Here is a 19,222-nt window from a genome sequence, read left to right as displayed (position 1 = left end):
TTTTTTCAAAATACTAATAGCAAAGCCATGGGAAATCTAGCTATCTGTTCTTTTCTAAAAAATTATCCTTCAAAGCCTATTAAATAATTGATTCATCGCCTAAGCAATCAAACATTTATTTCACACTCGCTGTTTCAAAAGCTTGAATACGACTTTCTCCGATCGAATGAAATAAGATATCTCGAGCTTTTTCCAGCTCATAGAAAGTAGCCGTCATAACTTCTAACCCATTAATAAAGACTTCAACTGATGAGGTATCTCTAAAAATCTCAAGAACGAGCTGATTATCAATCAAAGGTATTTCAACTTTTCGGACATTCAGAGGGTCTTCTTCCGCCCCTGTAAGCTCTCTTCCTAGTTTCTGACGATCCAATTCAAAAACCTGTTTAGCAGTGTCATAAGTTAGTTTGAGACAATCCGTCTTAGACCGCAGTAATTCAATTGTAAAAACTTCTGCTTTCTCCAAATCTGCGACTAGATGTAAATATGAAGAATCAGACAGCGCGTTTCGAAATACGACTGATGTGTCAGTCACTGCAATATTTTCACTGCCTTGTTGATAAACTAAATGACTATATACAGTTGAGATGGGTTTTTGTACCAATCGATTTTTTTTCACTCTTAACTCTCGGGGCAAACTCATAGAGCCTGCCCAAAGATGGCCTAACTCATGTGTAGGCAATGTACGATCCCACATCTGCATCCAAGCAATCATCACCCGTCCACCATTAGGATCTGTTGTTGTTTGTGGTGCATAAAAATCCATTCCAAAATCCATTTCATGGAAATTATCAACTATCATCTGACCTGTTTCCCAGTCTACCTCACCAATACAAGCCATGGTAGAACTGATATTATGATATTCCAGTCCGTTCTTCTTAATTTGTATCGGTGACATGATTAAGACATCTCGTCCGTCTAAATGGAATAAGTCAGGACATTCCCACATTATTCCTTGCTCTGAAGTCCCTTCTAGCAACACAGAGTAAAAGTGCCAAGTATACAAATCTGACGATTGAAACATCACTATTCTACCAGTAGACTGTGTAGATTTAGTAGCTACTACCATATAGTAAGCATCGTTGTGAACAATTACTTTAGGATCACGAAATTCTTGTATCAGCCCATTCTCACCTAGCTGTTTTTCTGCTACCACAGGATTACCACTGTATTTGCTAAAATGAATACCATCTTCAGAGACCGCCAAACATTGATGCTGATGGCTAATACCATCAATTTCTTGACAGCCTGTATAAAATAAATATAGTTTTCCGTCTCTTTCAATTGCACTTCCTGAGAAACACCCGCCGCTGTCATAAGGTTGATCTGGGGCTAACGCTACTGGTAGATCTTCCCAATGGACCAAATCACTACTGCGCGCATGCCCCCAATGCATGGGCCCCCATCGACTATCGTAAGGATAGTATTGATAGAAGAGATGGTAATGCCCTTTGTAATATATAAACCCATTGGGGTCATTTATCCACCCGATGGGTGCGGAAAAATGATAGTTTTGTCGATACTGAGGGTTAACTTTTCCTCGCATCATTTCAATAAATCGATTTGCTTTATCCAAAATCGCCGTTTCTTCTACTAACACTTATTGTGCTCCCTTCAAAAAATTATCATAGCCAGTTTGTTTTATTTGAATCCATTCTTCCAAACCTACACGTTCCAATTCAGCAAGGTATTCTTCCCATTCTTCATCGATTTTACCGCCGGTGATCCACTCTGCTCTTTTGCGATAGATGTAATCCCACATATCTGTTTCAATTTTTGCTAATCGATCTGTTTCTTCTTTTTCTAAAAAGACACGTGGATAGATATTGTCTTCTGTAATATATGGCAAATACGTGTCATGCATCAAATCTAAACGCCACTTCGCATCATCTGGCATAGTAGTGACTGTGCCGTAATAAGAATCAAGAACTGCTAATGGTCCTCCAGCTTCGGTCTTTTGTCTTAGTTCCCCCGGTGCTGTCCCCTCTAAAGGCAAATGTTTTAACATACCATCCTTTAATTCAAAAATATTCGCCTGTGCTTCATCACCGTAGGTTCCCCAGTTATTTTGGACAGACTGTAACGGTTCATACATTTTATCTATCCACCTAGCTGTAAGTTCCAAGTTTTTATTCGCACTAGTAATTACGAAACGATCTCTTGAGAAACCCATGCCATTCGTACGAGTAACGTGTTTCGTTCCATCTGGTCCCGCTAAGACTGGCAAGACGTCATAACTATCATCTGCACCCGTGATATTTGCTTTATCCCAAGTAAAGTACACGCCATACTTATGTTCTTTCCCTTTGGCAACATAAGTATTCCAATCTTGTTCGAAAGCCTCTTTATCAATAAGACCTTTATTATTCATTTCATTGAAATATTTGATGGCTTCTTTATACCCTTCTTTGTTAGCAGTAAATTGTACCTGGCCATCGTTATCAACGACTAAGTGGTCATCATTATCACCTAGACCGAATGCCCCCATTAAAAATTTTAAGTCTTCGTTTCCTCCATTGTTAATAAAGCTAAAAGGAATTTCATCTGCTTCACCATTACCATTTGGATCTTGCGTCTTGAAAGCCTCCAACACAGTCATCAACTGATCAGTGGTTTGCGGCATTTCAAGACCCAAATTATCCAACCACTCCTTGTTGATCCAAGCCATCCCATTTACTGTATGAATCGACTCTTTTCCTTCGCCTAATTCTTCAATCCAAGGCATAGAGTAAATGTGACCATCAGGTGCAGTAGACATTTGTCGGTATTCGGGGTTTTCATCAAAAATTTTCTTCAGATTTGGCATATATTCTTCGATCAAGTCTTCAATCGGTACAATAACGCCACTTTCCGCCCAGTTTAATAAATCATAGTCACCTGCAGCGGCGTTGAAGATGGCATCTGGTAAATCCCCACTAGCGATATCCAAATTTCTTTTTTCGGCAAAATCACTACTGTAGTTTGTCCAATCAATATGGAGATTGGTCTCTTCTTCTAATCGTTGGAAAATCAATTTGTCATTAGGATCATTGGGAGCCAAAGGGGCACTTTGAGACATCATTTTTAAAGATACTTTTTCTTTCAATGGAAAAGAGACATTTTCTAGTTCATAATCAGGGCTTGATTTACTCTTTTCTTTTGAGCCTCCACAAGCCCCCAAAATTAGTACGGAAGTAAAAACGATTGGCAGCATCCATTTTGCTTTCATCTTAAAATCTCCTTTATAATTTTTATTCATACAAATTGTGAACAATACTTACCCTTTAACAGAACCAACTAAAACACCTTTATCAAAATATTTTTGGAAGAAAGGATACATTATGATTAATGGCAGACTAGAAATGACGATCGTTGCGTATTTGATCAACTCAGCAATTTGTTTCATTTCTGCCATGGCAGTATTGGCTCCCACCATGTCTTGTGAAGGTTGGTTTTGGATCAAAATATTTCTTAATACGAGTTGCAACGGCTGTAAGTCGGGATCTTTGATGTAAATCATGGCATCAAAATATGAGTTCCATTGCCCAACAAAGGCATATAAAAACAATACGAACATAATTGGTTTAGCTAATGGAAGCATGACTTTGAACAGTATTTGCAAGTCATTGGCGCCATCGATAGTAGCAGCTTCAGAAAGTTCTTTTGGCAAAGCACTAAAATAGGTACGGGCTAAGATAATATTCCACACATTTATAGCACCTGGTACGATAATCGCCCATACACTATCTAACATGCCCAAGTTCTTTACCAATAAATAGGTAGGTATCAAGCCGCCACCCACGAACATTGTAATGACAAAAAAAGTCATAATAATCTTTTTCCCCGCCAAGTTAGGTCGAGACAAAGGATACGCAGTGATCATCGTAATAAATACAGTCAATAAGCTGAAGCTAAAAGAGTAAAACAACGAATTTACAAAACCGCGTAAAATGGAATCATCTGCAAATACCCGTTGATATCCTTGTATTGTCCAATCTTTCGGATTGAAGCTTATACCTTTATTGATCAAAGTAGCTGGGTCCATAAAAGAAGCTACCAGTACATAAATCAGCGGAACAATGGTGATGACGACTAAAAAAGTTACAATCACTCGATTCAACCATAAGATTTGACGGTCGATTTTTGATAAAGCACTATTCATAATTTTCTCCTTTCATTACAAGCCTTGACCATCGTTTAGCCGCTTGGTTATATTGTTGACAATCAGTAATAAAACGACATTAATAATCATATTGAACAGACCAACAGCAGCAGAGTAGGCATAATCACCTGATTGCAAGCCGACTTTGTATACATAAGTGGAAATGATTTCTGATGCAGGGATGTTCATTGAAGTTTGCATCAAGTAGGCTTTTTCATATCCTACATTCATAATACCGCCGGCGGCCAAGATGAAGCTGATCACCATCACAGGCCTCAATGCAGGCAAATCGATATGCCAAATCTTTTGTAAAATATTTGCCCCATCGATATTTGCTGCCTCATATAAATCGGTACTGACTCCCGCCAGTGTTGCGGTGTAAAGAATGGATGACCAGCCGATTCCTTGCCAAATTCCCGATAAAATATAAATCGTTCTGAAATAAGCTGGATTAGACATGAACATAATTGGTTGCCCCGTAACCTTTTCTACTAACCCATTAATAGGTCCATTTGCGGATAGGAACAAAAACAGCATCCCCACGATAATAACTACTGAGATAAAATTCGGCGCATATAGAATCAACTGGATTTTCTGTTTTATTTTTTTATTGATAATTTGATTCAAGCTCAGTGCTAAAATAATTGGTGGAAAAAAACCTAACAATAAACCATAAATGCTAATTTTTAATGTGTTGCTCAGCAAAAGCGTAAAATTTGGTGAACTGATAAATTCCCTAAAGTGATCTAGTCCTACCCAAGGACTTTCCAAAATTCCTAGCATAGGATTATAGTCTTTAAATGCAATCACAGCACCGTACATTGGCACATACTTAAAGATAAACGTCATGATGATACCTGGTAAGAGCAACAAGTACATCCACTTATCACGTCGCAATTGTTTCTTTAATTTTTCCCACTTCGAGATATTTTTTTTATCCCGTTGTACCGCCCTTATCTCACCACCTGGTCCCAATGTCTTTTCCAATTCAATCTCCTCCCAATACATTTTAGAAACGTTTCCATTTTCGTTTAAAAAAATAAAAATTTAACGAAGATGCATTTTGGAAACGTTCCCACTATTTTCGTTTATAGATTACCATAGCCATTTTTTTAAGTCAATATTTTTTTGTAATTATTCTTTCACCCACACTAAGCTTCCGTCAATTCATTTATGATTTACGAAAATTGTTAAAAATTAAAGATCTCGATTATTTCATTAATCCTATTTTTTCTCTACTTTTCTTGCATTCTTCTTTTATGAATTTACTTATCACAACTTGCATCACATAATCTTTTTTCTAAGTATTATTCACTATTTAACCGTTCCAATCGGAAGATTATCTGGTTAATTACTTAAAAATAGCTCGGATTCACATTTATTTTTTGCGTTTTAACTAACTAAAATCGAAAAGATAAGAGTTAGATATGTAAATGTATATAAGGTTAGGAGCTGTTAGATGAGCTTTTTAGGGGAATCTCGGAAAACTAAAGATATTCAAAAAAATTGTGAGTTTACTCCAAATCAATACCAAGCTTTTTTTTTCAAGTAATCAAGTTTTATATAGAGATGCTTGCGCTTTCCTCCTATAGCAGCCCCATACTTAGTCAATCTCAACATTCAGCCACGAAATGCTTTTGCATATGAATGATCTGTTATTAGCTACCGATCAAATCTACAATAATCATTGTATTCTCGATGTAAGAACGTTTAGATCACCACACAAAAAGCTAGTCAGGGACTATTCCTAACTAGCCGTAATTACTTTTTCATCTTCCTGTGTGTACCATTATCTAAGCTAACCGTTAAAGCTAGTTTTATCTTATAGAACTTAGTAAAAAAGAGTTTCTCTTGACTACTATCTCTCTTACTTTTAACTAACTTTAAGCTTCCCTGCAATCAGCCCCACTAGAAGCAATAAACTGCCGGAAAGAACAAACACCCACCGTACATCAAAAACATCTGCTACCTGTCCCATCAACAAGGTGAATAAAGCAAAAACACCGGAATTTAAGATGCCTGAGGCAGCGTAGATGGCAACCAATCGATCGGCTGCTACTTTTTGTTGGATTAATGAGGCTTGTGGAATATTTTTGATCTGGGAAAAGAGCCCGATTAAAACGGATAGTCCTAGAATCAAAAAGCGGTCGCTTGATAGGGCAACGGCAACGGTGATCAGTCCGCCCAAGACAGCGCCCATTACAATCGCTGTTCGTTTGTTTTTATCAAACCGCTCGGAAAATCGCATCACCAGCGCACTTCCTAGCAACGCACCAACAAAATAAGTGGCGTTGATATAGCCCCACCAAGCATCAGGTGCCTGCATCACTTCTCGGACGAATACTAACACAATCGCGGACACCCAGGCTGTATTGGCGATACTTTCCAGCATGTCCATACCAACGATCACCCGAACCAGAGGATCTTTCATAATCCAGCGCCAGCCAATAAACAACTGGTGTCCTAATGGCTGCTTTTCGTTTTTTTCTCGAGTCGTTCTAGGCAAAAACGCTAATACTATCGAGGAACTTAGAAACAGAAAGCTGTCTAATAAAACCAACTGATGAACAGAAAATACTAGCAGCAAGGAGGTTCCGATCGCCCAGCTGCCGATGTTGACTGTTTGAAGCATCGAATTGAATATTCCATTGGCTTTGACGAGGCGATGCTTTTCCACATATTTCGGGATCAAGGCACGACTAATTGGTTCTGAACAGCCGTCCAAAAACGAAATCAATGCGACAAGGCAATATAAAACCAATAGATTCATCGTTTCAGCTTTCAGATAGAGATACGCGGTCATAAAAAAGAGTAAGGCTGTTTTGCACATCTGGCTGACCTTCAGCACTTGTTCTAAGCGAAAATAACTCGTGATGACCGGTGAGAGAAAGCCGGAAATGACACCACCTCCTGTTACTAGCACTGGGACAAGCGCCGCTGCCAAAGCAGAGTCCGTCCAGCTAAAAATAGAACTGATAATTGCCACAATATAAATGGTATCCCCGACATTCGCCACTGTTTGGCCAATGATCAATTGGGTAAATCCCTGATTCTTCTTCATTTGTTTTCCACCTTTACTTAGAAATAACGATTGCTCGTTTTTCTAGTTATTGATCGCCATTTGCTAAGTAAAGGATTTTATTTTGACTGATTCATTGTTCGGGCCCCCTCTATTTCTTGTGGGATAGTTTAATTTAGCTTTTCTAATCTGGTAACTTAATAATCTTCAGCGATCTCCATTATAAAACAACATAATAATCAACTAATTATTTTGCGATAACTATCAAGCTGTAGCATCATCTCTTATCTTTTCAACAAAAAAGGATTTTTATTTGCTTTAAAATATTTAATAGAAATATTTATATAGTCTGTTATGGAAAGGCTCTTTGCATACCCATGAAAATAGAAGATAAGCAATAAAATATTATTTATCTTTTGTTTTCTATATCTTATAATATCGGATTCGTTTCTTAATGACTTAGTTTGTGTATATTCATTCTTAAGTTATCGATTGACTGATAATTAGTTTTTGCTAACGTATATCTTCTTCAAGTCTTTATCACTTACAGATGCCACGGTTTAATAAGATATTCAAGGTATTTAGGTCTTTTAAACAAATTAGGACTTTTTTTCTGTATTTATTCTTTTCAGGTTATCAGTGTGTTCTCTAATTAGTTTAAATGGAAATGGATAGACTGTCATTGAACCATTCCTCACCATATCAAAATCAAATAACTTAACAATCTCTTTAAATTGTAATTTTGGGGTACCGCTTACTAAAAATTCTCTCATTCTTGTTGTCCTCGCTACAGGGCTATTCGATATATTATTAGCAAATCCCGCGAAGTAAAAAGTTAGCCCAGATGAATTTGAATCTCGAAATAAGTTGATATTTAAGAGATTTCTATAGACTTCTTGATATTCTACGGTTCGGATAGGTGGCCAAATATAATAACCTAGCTTATTATGAATCTCTTCATTTATTGCTTTGAAAATGGATGGGTTTCCCCTTAAATCATACCCTTCCTTAATTAGTCCAACTTTTTCAATATATCCTAACTTCAATAGATGCTCATAAAATAGCTTGCCCTTTTGGATGTTTGGATGATGCGGGTTTTCCTCTAAGAAGTCATAAACAACTTCCTTTAGTTTAGCAGTGCTAACATCCTTGTCTACAGTCTTAGTATCCAAAAGAATATCATGGATGTATTGATAATCTGCAATCGTTGTCATGTCTGTTTCATAGATCATAGCTAAAGAATGCTCATTTTTCATAACAAAACCTGCAACCTTGCTGTAATTTTCATACTTATCATAAGGTTTTTTTCGTTTGCATCGTAGATTTTCTAGCTTGACCAGCAGTGGAGAAACCCTGTTTTTCACGTTGTCTGAGGAGTAATAAATATATTCCAGCACTCCTCCCTTCGCTATCTTTAGTACACATAGTCCATACTCACTGTCTTGCTCTCGAACATAACAGCCAAAAGTCCAGATATCATCTGTGTTAAAAAAGTCTAACAATGTTAATTCGTTTAACTGCTTTTGATCATTTACTTCCTTTAATATAAGTTCGTGGAATAATTTAAATAACAGAGTTTCTTTTTGCTTCTCATTTGTACTCAAAAAATCAAAGTCCTCGATTGTAATGTGTTGGATAATTTTTCCAGGTTGCATCACTATATAAGGATCTTCTACATTTGATTCCTCTTGGAATTGGTAATACTCCAGATTATGAAGCAAAGCTATGTTATAGCCTTCTCGGACATCATCAGAATACTGGAAATGAATCTCTTCACATCCTTTCATTGTAGTTAATAATTCTAACGTTTTACTCAAAATATCTTTTGATTCAGAAGTTTTTACTAAATCAATCAGATAAATTGTTTTTCCTGAAAAATAATCTGTATATAATTTTTTGTTTTTATTACTCGCACGTTTTGCTGAACTATACGCAACATCATCCATTGTTGAAATGGTTACTGTCATATAATCAGACATATGGGTTTTCATTTCTTCCATGAATGAGTATAAAATCCCCGTTTTTGATTTAAGAAAATCTGTATGCGATTTTAAATCTAAATGGTTCACAGATGCTCTCATACTAGGAACTGCACGATTTGAAAAAACTTTCTCATTCATATCTATAGAAGCATTCTTTATTTGCTTCAATATGCCTTTCTTGTCTTCCCAAATATAAAATTTAGTAGTTTTTTCTCGATTAAACTCAGTTAATTTTGTAAAATTTCTCGCTCGTAATTTGAAGCGGTTATTTTCAAATAACGGTTCGATCATTACACCCATTATTGAATTTTTACGATGCCAACTGCCCTCTTTTTTGGGAAGAAAAAAACAAGTATGTCCATCAATCTGGCCCCAACCGTTTCTGTCACTTAACCTTGGAAGTATTCCAAGAATTAAGCATTTTAAGGGAAAAAAATTTTTTTCAGCGTCAGGATATCTCCCTTGATAGAAAACGTTATAACTTTTTGTTAGGAAAATATCAATTGGTATTTTCCCGAAAAAAACTGAAATTTCATCTAAAAAATCTGAGTTCTGATCGCTTTTCTTCAGTAGAAAGAATGCTTGACCTGATATTATTTTAAGATTGAGTACTTGCGACCAGTACAATGGAATTTTTGTGCAAACAGAGTTGAATTCTTTATGTCCTTCTTTATTGATAATCGTATAGAAATAAAAATCTTGGTCCAATCGTTCAAAATGAAACTGTATATTCCATTGATTATGATATAACTGCGCTTCTTTATTCACTTAGTTCCCCCCATATCATTCGTGCCTGTTTTTTTAATATACTTTGACCGTTTAGATCAATTAAACCAGCAATTTCAATAATTTTTTTGTCATTTGTCATATCAAAATGAAAATTTCCGCTAGTATCAATTAAATTAATTATCCACGCATGTTTCCCACCTATATCGCAAAATTTACTACGTACCTTTTCTCTTGACTCTTCCAGTGAAACTTCAAACGTTAAATTCCAATTTTTAAAGTCATAATAATTTCCTGAATCATCACGATAATCAAATAACTCAAAAGCTGCATCCGTTCTTATTTCGTGCAATGTCGTTTCCAATTCGGCTTCAACAATAAACTTCCCAGCTATCTCCCCGTAAGCTCCCTTAAGTATGGCTTGAAAGAAAATAGGATTTACCATAAATGGTGCTTCGGAAAATGTTTTAGAATAACCTTCTTCTTTAAACAACTCCTTCATTCTCGGATACTTCAAAAGTATAGGTAAATTAGTATTTTCTTTTGACACTCGAAAAATCGACTGTTCTTTCTTTCCTCCAAGCTTTTCCACTTCTAACTTTGTCTTTCCTAAGTAATAATTCCCATAATCATCTTTTGCATAATAGTAAGAGTCTGCCATTCCTCCAGGGCTCTCAATATAGGCACTTGCTAACTCGTCATTAGGTAAGTAGTCCAAGGTTGGGTTAGTCAAGAGTCTTCTTCGTATTAATCGCCACTCTTCTCGTGCTTGCTCACTGTGGTGGATACTTTTAAGAAGCTTATTTAGATAGTTAGCTGCATTTTTCATAACTAAATTGTTTCTTCTATTTCTTTGTACTTCGGCATCCACAACTGGTTCTAACCATTTTTCTTTTTTATGTGCTAGAACTGCTGCCATCTCAGGAGTTATGAGCTTGGTATTTAGACCTGATTCAGTAATGTTTCCGAGTAATTTCGGAGAGATCAAAAATAAGATACGATTGGATTTATTGGTTGTTCGTGTGATTCGACCAACAGCCTGAATAACTAGTTTGGTAGCTTTCAAACGGACACTTATTGTTTTAGAAAGTTCTCTAGTATTGAGCTTGCGCGATTGTCTTGTCGCATAAACTTTTAAAATACTATCAATAAGTTCATTTTTATAGCCTAGATCGATCTCACCTCCTGTATACAAATACTCAATTTCCAAAAGCAAATAAAGAACCTGCTTATTCAACATTTCCCATGGGACATCTACATTCAGATAGGAAAGTAGGTAAGTGATATTTCCTAAGTAAACACCATCAATATCTTTCATTATTGTTTGCAAATCATCTTTAGTAAGTGATGTTTCCATCCTAACAATAGCTTCGGGCTCACAAGCTTTGTATTGGAGATTTTGACCAGCTCCAGTAGTCGCATATGATGTCAATATATACAATTTTTCCCCGCCTGAAAGTCTAGTTAACATTTCTTCTTTTTTCTTCTCAAAGTGATCGCCCTTCAAAATAAAAATGCCTACGGTTATTTCATAATAAGCTACAAGTGCGTTGAAAATTTTTAATAAGATAGTTTCATCAAATTCAGGATGATTTTGTTTTGGTAATGCTGTTTGTAATGCTAGTATTGACTGGTATTGGGAAGAATTAATAAAAATACAAAACGATTCAACGACCTCCATGTATCGATCAGCAAAGTAAGAAGTCTCTTTCTCCTTGATTTGGCTTACTGCATTTTCGATATCTGTTGATATCTCAACGGCAAGTTTTTCTAATAATGTTTCGTCATCGACTTCCTTAAATTCAGAAATTATATTTTTTATTTTTCTTTTTGAAAATGGTTCATCAAAATATTTATCGAAACTATATGTATCAAATAAGATTCTGTTTTTTTCGTACAATGAATACTGCTGACTATATTCTTGCATTGTTTCTTGTGATATCAAATTTTTCTGTTGCGTTGCAATATGAAAATCTGTACCTAACTGTTTCTGTATTCTTCTTAGATCGTAGTTACCAAGTATAGTAGGAACCATTGCTGTTGCCGAAAGGCCAATCACTCGTGCGCGACTTGCCAATGAAACAATTGCTGATTCTGGAATATCATCAATACTTAAAATTTGGATCATCGTTTCAAAATATCTGCTATCTGAATCAACATATTCATACCAACGCATAGTTATTTTTGTTTCGTCAAAATAATAACTGTTATGATTCAGTTGGTTCGCTACTTTTCGATTCAACAAGCGCTTTATTTCATCCTCCGGAAAGTGGAACAGTCGATACAAAGACTCGATAGATTGATTTCTGGTCATGCGACTATCGTTTATGTTGCGATTCGCATTAGTATTGGTTCTTAAAATCTGTGCCCATTGTGTAACAGCGTAATGAAATTTTTCAACAAAGTTGTACAATATCTTTATTGTATTTAAAGGTTTCATCTGCACCCCGCTTTTTACCGACTCACTGTATTCTACTTTTGAAACAAAAGATAATTCCACTTGCTCTTTCTGTTCGTTAACAATGCCAGAAGTCAAATTATTTTCCGCATCATAAGAATAATGATTATCGCCATCAAAGAAAACGACTTTGACCGAATTGGTACCAGTATCTATGGTTTTATATGAAAGATCTAAGCGATTATCCTCATAAATTCCTTCTACTTCTTCAATTAACCCAGGAAATCCATCGCCTTTACCAACGAGAAAACCTCTATTCAATTCTTTATCATACTTTTGTATAATTTTTACGTTCCTAGGATTTGTTAAAGTTGAATGTATTCTTCTGAAGGAATCAAGCAAGTTGCTTTTAGACTTCATAGCAGATTCTACAATCTCATTTAGTAAAACTTGCTTCGTTTCATCAAACTCATCGATAACGATTGTGGCATCTTCTGTAAAATCAGAATTCATAAAAATAAAGCTCGCATCAACAATTGGATCAACAACTTGAATAAACTTTTTAACTGTCATAAAGAAAATACTATAGTTCCAAATATCGGCAGTTGGATATAAAGTTCTTAACCACGCCCACTCATCACTCCTGCTTACAATTTTTTGGCGTTCTTCCAATTTTGAGGGAAGATCGTGCAGTACTAATTTCTTTAGTTCTCTTCTAAATTCGGGTTCCAAATCTTCTCTAATAAAAGTATGCAACTGACGTTTTCTTTCGCCTGATTCATTCTTATACTCATTAATCGCATTTACTATTTTATGATAGATGTCTGTTTTATACTTATCAGGATATGCCAACATCTCATTTAAATTCTCTAACACAAAATCAACGTTCGATTTTACATGAAGCACTTCTTTCTTAAAACAGCACTCTCGACCATCAGATTTGTATAACGCTTTCATTTCTTCGGATGATAAATTTTTAATATTATTTGTTATGAAAATTTGCTTTTTATTTCCTGCTTTACTGTTACGATAAAGCAAATTTCTTGCCGCGTAGCTCTTTCCCTTTCCCGTAGGTGGATCGTATAAGAACAGTCCTCTACTATATTCCATTACCCCTTTTAGATCTCTATATTTCATATGACTCCCCCTATTCAATAATTATTCTAAAATTTTCAGCAAGATGTGCTTCTTGAAATTTGTATATTTAACTCTCCCCACAATGCTTCTTATTAAGCTTATTTCTATTATTTTACCAAACGTGATTTTTTATTCAATAAAAATAAGAAACTCATTGTTTTTAACAATATTTTTGAAAAAATAAACTTTTGGTCTGTGTAAGTATCTTAGTCTGTTATATCGACACACTCTCATAAAAATATGCAAATCCATTCCTTAATTTGAAAAAAAAATAAATAGTCTCCTAACATTCATTTTTTAGCCTTCTTAAGTACCACCTACAAATAAATTTTTCTTATAAAAATCAATGACAAAATTATTTTGATAGGAAAACGTATCTTCCCCAATAAAATAATGAATAATATCATAAGCAATAAAAGCAGCCGTAATCAAATTAGTTGGACAAAAAGATGCTTTCGGTATTTCAGATCTTATTTGACTTCTTTGTACGCTATATTTCGGCTTACGCATAGCATTAAAATGAATAATCCCAAAATTGATTCCTACTCCACCTTCTATACATGGAATATGTTGCTCTGAACAATATTCAGTTATTTTTTGAGGTAGCCCATTAGGTTGATCAATAGCTACGACAACTATATCTGGGTGTTGAATGTCTACACATTTCTTGAAATCATGAATGGTATTGATCTTTTTATCAATTTTTAAAATTTCTGAATCACAATAATATTCTTTGACCAATTCTTCGCACTTATCCGTTTTCTTTTTGCCAATATCACTTGGATAGTAAACCATTTGTCTATTCAAATTAGTTAATTCAACATGATCATAATCAACTAAAGTGTAGTTTTTTATACCCGAACATAATAACTGATGCAACACCATTGATCCAATTCCGCCTAATCCTATGATTGCAATGTGAAGAGTGCTCAAATACTCTTGCACTGCTTTAGGATTAACAGTAAAATCACTTAAATAGTAAAGTTGTCGATTTGTTATGGTTTCCTCATCCTCAAAAAGATAAGTTAACATCCTCATCTCATTTAATTTATCTATCAACAAACAATAGTCTGGATCCATTCTTTCCAGAACTACGGTGTCTACTCCTTCTATAAGAGATTCAACCATTTGTTCTATTCCTTCAAAATGCGCAATTTTCAAAGTTTCTCTATTAATAAAATAAAAAAAGTTTTTGTCTCTCTCGACTGTGATATGGTTTTTCAATCCAATTTTCATATACTTTCTCCAATAATCACTACATCACTAAATTTATCTAATACTAACTGGTCAAAATGATGCAAGGTTAGTAAAACTATTTTATCGTCAATCTTAAGCAAATAGTCCAGCACAACTTCCTCCATTACTTTGTCCAAAGCAGAAAAAGGCTCATCCATAATTAAAAATGACGCGTCTTTATACAAAGCTCTGGCAATTGAGACCATTTGCTTTTGACCACCACTAAGGGCGCTAACCTCTTTCGAGAAAAATTCATCCTGCTCATTAATAAACAATTTTTTTATCTTACGTAGTTTCTCTTCATTCACATCGCTAGAAAAGCCTGTAATGTTGTCGATTACACTACCGTTGTATAGTTTTATGTTTTGTGTCACGGCACTGATTTGAGAAAAATAGCCTTCTTTTTTCAAATGTTGGATGTTTTTACCATTAATCAAAATTTCTCCACGATATTTATTATTAGCCAGCATCAAAGCAGCATATATCGTTGACTTTCCGCTACCATTTTTCCCTATCATTGCATAAGAATTTCCTTTCTCCAAAATAAAACTATTTGGACCAACTTCTCGTTTGTTTTCCATAAGAAAAGTTACATTTTTCATTTCTACTTTATCTATAACAGAATGGAAATCCTCCCGCTTTTGTGAATCTTCTGATTGCAAAAACTCCATCATTTCTTGTCGAATTTCCTTTGAAGAGTAAATATCTGCTAGCGTATTGGAAAACCAGAAAATAGGTGTTGTAATTGTACCAGCAGCTTGTGTGATAGCAATCAATTCCGCAAAAGATAAGCTCTTTTGTGTAATGAGAATAGCACCAATGACATACATACCAATTTGTAATAGCCAAGCAAACGAATCATTTGAGACAGTTACGATTGACTTTTCTTTTTTTAATACAAACATTTTTTTTGCACTCTGTTCACTCGAAGAAGCAAACCGTTTTTCCAAAAAATTATCTAGAAAAAATACTTTTCTAATTATGGAGTGATCAAAAATATCTAGCAAAACGTCTGAGTTATTTCCCAAACTATCATTGTATTTCTTTTGAGAAGGGGATATCTTGTTTGACATTTTTTTCGAGACGAGTAACGAACAAACAGCAATAAGAATCAGATAGCACAGAATAATTTTGTTTAAAGAGAAAATAAGAATCGCACCAAAGCTAAATGACAAACCAAAATATATTAAACTAATCAATGAAGGAATATAATTATCCACGATTAAAGGGATGTCATTACTAAATACCTTGATTAGTTTTGAAACCTTTAATTCTTCTGTCACATGTTTAGCAGCTTTGCTGTAAAACAATTGATTTAACTCGTTTTGTGAACGAGAATAAAATTTAATTGAAAAATATTGTGAAAACCAATTAACTAGACACAAAAGAATCAATACACTCAGATTTATTGTTGTCAATCTAACCAGATCTAAAGCGTACTTACCTTCTGCGACAGACATATTGTATTGAATTAATTTTGATAAAATAGGACTATACGCTGAGTAACATACTAAAAAGAATATCGATAAGAAACCCAAATATTTATTTTTTTTCAATAAAAGTCTAAACATTATTTACCCCCAATATGTATCTTTTATACTGATCTTTCAACATTTGGTGCTGATCTATTACTCCATTTGGATTATCAATATTATTCATCTCATTATTCATCAATAGAAAACGATAGAAAGTAGATTCTTTTATTTTACTATCTAGCAATCCAAGCGAATAAATATCATTTTCTTCACTAGGTAGAGGAAAATGTGAATATATATCATTGTTTCCAATCCATAAAGTTCTAAATAAATTTGTAACTATCGGATTCAAATAGTGCTTCAGTTTTTCTCTTGTACATAGGGATGTATAAATGGGAATTTTAAAAAAATATTTTTGATATACTCTTTTTATTTCTTCAAATATCTTCTCATGTACTTCTATACCTTGTTCGATATGAGCTGCCTTACCATCTGGAATAACAGGATTAATTGTGATTGACTGTGCTCCTAAACTGATTGAAAGCAGATAAACAGCTTCTATTTCTGAAATATTTTTTTCAGAAACAGTCATTGTCGTAGAAAATGGGATTTTTTTAGGGAGATGTTCAAGAAATTTAACAGTCCTTTCATAAGCACCTTTCTTTCCACGCAAAAAATCGTGTGTTTCACTTTCTCCATCAATACTCACGACAAAATGACTTATATATTCGTTTTGATATATTTCTTTATCTAATGTAGTTGTGCCATTTGTTAATACTTGAACCGGCAAAGAAAAATTGTTTGTTACTTTCAAGAATTTATAAAAATCTGGATGGATTGTAGGTTCTCCCCCTGTAAGAATTACTTTCTTCAAACCATAGTCTTTTAATTCATTAATTTTGTTTTCAAAGTAACTAAGATCCATTTTATCTTTATTCGAATACTGAGCAGATGCAAAGCAGAAATTACAACGAAGATTACACCTGTTAGTAATTGGAAAAATAGCAGTTTCTACTATGTTAGGCATACTCAGCCCTCCAATATTTGATAAAATATTCTTTCCAAGGAAAAAACTCATACGGATAGTTCAGTATTTCCTCTGTAAAGATTTTTCCATTTATATTCAAATAATTTTCTTGACTATCATGCAGTAAATCCTTTAAATTGTCATACTTCAAATTACCAATATTACAGTCCGAGAAAATATAAATTCCATAATCAAATTTAAGGTATATATTTTTAGGTAATCCAGTTTTCTTCATATGGCATTCCTTCGCACTACAGGCACCTATATGACAAGGGTGTTGTCTAAGGGAATTCACATGTATATGATTATTAGATAATCGTATATTCTCGTATGGCATTTTAAATATCCATTCAAGAAAATTGGCATACTTATCAATGGCTATTTCATTTTTATAAAAAAAAGGATCAAAGATAATGACGTGTTGATTACAAATTATAAATTTCTCGATTTTATCTTTATCGTAATCCCGAGATAAATTTAATGGAAGGTTTATGAAAGATAAATTTTTATTATCTCGAAAACATAAATTTGGTTGGATCATTTCATAATCGAGCGTTAAGCTATAACTTTGGTTTCTACTCAAAATTGGCATATTTTGAAGATTTTTCAGGTTACATTCAATATTAATATTGTTTGAGGTAAATATATTTTTTAACTCAGCAAAGTTTAGGTTCACATTCCGAGAGTTTTTTATATTAATACTGGCAAAATTAAACTCAACCAAATTGCAAAGTTTTTCTTTGTCCTCATCTCTTTCAAGAAGTTCAGCTTCAATAGTTAAAATAGCATATTCTTCATCGGTAAATCTCATTTTTCCACTCCATCATCTCAGACTTTTCATTTTGATAAATACTACACATGATAGGATCAACTTCTTGAACATCCCCTAAAAAATGGTATGCTCGAGAACGACAACCTCCTAAGCATTGCTTTGAGTAAACACATTCTTGTTCAAATTTACAAGAGACATTTATATGCTTGTTTTTAAAGTTATGCATAATCGTTTCAAAAGAATCTTCTTTTAAATTCCCAAACCAAAATTGTTCATTGTGAGTTTTTCGCATAGATGGACAAATAGTTACATTGCCATGACTATCCACAAACAAAAAACTTTTACCAACACCACAATCGTTGGCATATATGCAAGCTATGTTACACTCTATTTTTTTACTTAAATCTAACTTATGGTCATTCAGAACAGCATCTACTGCAATTTGTTTATATTTAAATGAATTTTCCCACAATTCCGTTAAATTGTTTCTATTTCGCCCTCTTCCTGTAGGTATAATCACATCTGCTATATAGGGAACTTTTAAATCTAATTTTAAAAAGTTGATAATACTCTCGAGTTCAGTATCATCTTTGTTATCAATCATCATATTTACTCTTACTTCGATTGACTCATTTTTTAATTTTTTTATGTTTTTTATAGTAGTATTTAAAGCACCCGTTTTCCCTCTAAAAGCATCGTGTTTTTGGGGATCAATGAAATCGATACTAGTTACAATTTTTATACTGTACTTACTTAAAAGAGCCACTATCCTTTTGGGTAAGAACGTCAGATTAGTAAAGATAGTAATTTTGAATCCGTTTCTTCCTATATAGTCAATAATTTCCTCTATATCTTTCCTAATCAAGGGCTCACCACCTGTAATTTGAAAAATATAGCACCCTTGTCCTTTAGCGTTGTCAATTAAACCTTTTATATCACTATAAGATAAAGCATCCTCCATCAATACTGAAGATTCATTATAACAATGACTACATCTTAAGTTACATTTTTGACTAACTTCCAAAAAAATACGGTTCACACTATAATTTTCTTGGATAAAGACTATATCCATTTTTGTTGTGCAATATGAAACTAGAACTTCCTTTTGAATTAATTCATCTAGTACGTCTATTTTACGAAGATACTCTATAATCTCCTCTGTCATAATATGTTCATAACTTAACTCTATAAGTAAATTAAACATATCTTCATTCATTTTCTCTTTTTCTTCACTTATTTTATTGAACAAGAAAAAATTTTTATTGCCATATTCCTTTACCAATAAAAAGTTTGTATTAAACCAAAACAT

The 19,222-nt window shown here is 34.0% G+C and carries 12 protein-coding genes; all 12 read right to left on the bottom strand.

The genetic code is table 11. The features are described 5' to 3' along the window. Positions 1–115: 115 nt before the first annotated feature. The 12 genes from P0G38_RS00725 to P0G38_RS00670 all read right to left on the bottom strand — a co-directional run bounded on the left by P0G38_RS00725 (position 116) and on the right by P0G38_RS00670 (position 19,222). A complete protein-coding gene (locus tag P0G38_RS00725; protein WP_002323464.1) occupies positions 116–1,600 on the bottom strand; it encodes a glycoside hydrolase family 32 protein in 1,485 nt (494 codons plus the stop codon). After that, positions 1,601–3,208, bottom strand: a complete 1,608-nt coding sequence (locus tag P0G38_RS00720) for an ABC transporter substrate-binding protein (protein ID WP_061053451.1) — start codon at positions 3,206–3,208, stop codon at positions 1,601–1,603. 48 nt (positions 3,209–3,256) lie between these two features. After that, positions 3,257–4,141 carry a carbohydrate ABC transporter permease gene (locus P0G38_RS00715; protein WP_005230433.1) on the bottom strand — a complete coding sequence of 295 codons (885 nt, stop codon included), beginning with the start codon at positions 4,139–4,141 and terminating at the stop codon, positions 3,257–3,259. A 15-nt stretch (positions 4,142–4,156) separates the two neighbouring features. Next, positions 4,157–5,149 carry an ABC transporter permease gene (locus P0G38_RS00710; protein ID WP_005233042.1) on the bottom strand — a complete coding sequence of 331 codons (993 nt, stop codon included), beginning with the start codon at positions 5,147–5,149 and terminating at the stop codon, positions 4,157–4,159. A gap of 865 nt (positions 5,150–6,014) precedes the next feature. Beyond that, positions 6,015–7,202: an MFS transporter gene (locus tag P0G38_RS00705; RefSeq protein ID WP_086338809.1), complete on the bottom strand. Its 1,188-nt coding sequence runs from the start codon at positions 7,200–7,202 to the stop codon at positions 6,015–6,017. A 557-nt stretch (positions 7,203–7,759) separates the two neighbouring features. Next, positions 7,760–9,910, bottom strand: a complete 2,151-nt coding sequence (locus P0G38_RS00700; RefSeq protein WP_275853631.1) for a hypothetical protein — start codon at positions 9,908–9,910, stop codon at positions 7,760–7,762. Next, the gene (locus P0G38_RS00695; RefSeq protein WP_275853629.1) at positions 9,903–13,403 is read right to left on the bottom strand and encodes a hypothetical protein; all 3,501 of its coding nucleotides are present in this window, start codon (positions 13,401–13,403) and stop codon (positions 9,903–9,905) included. Before P0G38_RS00695 ends, P0G38_RS00700 begins: the two co-directional genes overlap by 8 nt. Before the next feature lie 306 nt (positions 13,404–13,709). Then, positions 13,710–14,639, bottom strand: coding sequence for a ThiF family adenylyltransferase (locus P0G38_RS00690; RefSeq protein ID WP_275853627.1), 930 nt, complete (start codon positions 14,637–14,639; stop codon positions 13,710–13,712). Then, positions 14,636–16,210 carry an ATP-binding cassette domain-containing protein gene (locus tag P0G38_RS00685; RefSeq protein WP_275853625.1) on the bottom strand — a complete coding sequence of 525 codons (1,575 nt, stop codon included), beginning with the start codon at positions 16,208–16,210 and terminating at the stop codon, positions 14,636–14,638. The genes P0G38_RS00690 and P0G38_RS00685 overlap by 4 nt, the downstream gene beginning before the upstream one ends. After that, entirely contained in the window at positions 16,203–17,141 is a 939-nt protein-coding gene (locus P0G38_RS00680; RefSeq protein ID WP_159161213.1) for a radical SAM protein, read from the bottom strand. The genes P0G38_RS00685 and P0G38_RS00680 overlap by 8 nt, the downstream gene beginning before the upstream one ends. Next, positions 17,134–17,952, bottom strand: a complete 819-nt coding sequence (locus tag P0G38_RS00675; RefSeq protein WP_159161214.1) for a hypothetical protein — start codon at positions 17,950–17,952, stop codon at positions 17,134–17,136. The genes P0G38_RS00680 and P0G38_RS00675 overlap by 8 nt, the downstream gene beginning before the upstream one ends. Then, complete coding sequence (locus tag P0G38_RS00670) at positions 17,936–19,222, bottom strand: radical SAM/SPASM domain-containing protein (RefSeq protein ID WP_159161215.1); 1,287 nt, start codon at positions 19,220–19,222, stop codon at positions 17,936–17,938. Before P0G38_RS00670 ends, P0G38_RS00675 begins: the two co-directional genes overlap by 17 nt.

It is taken from the genome of Enterococcus casseliflavus (assembly GCF_029215545.1).
Taxonomy (GTDB): Bacteria; Bacillota; Bacilli; order Lactobacillales; family Enterococcaceae; genus Enterococcus_D; species Enterococcus_D casseliflavus.
This window is presented reverse-complemented; position numbering and strand designations above follow the sequence as displayed.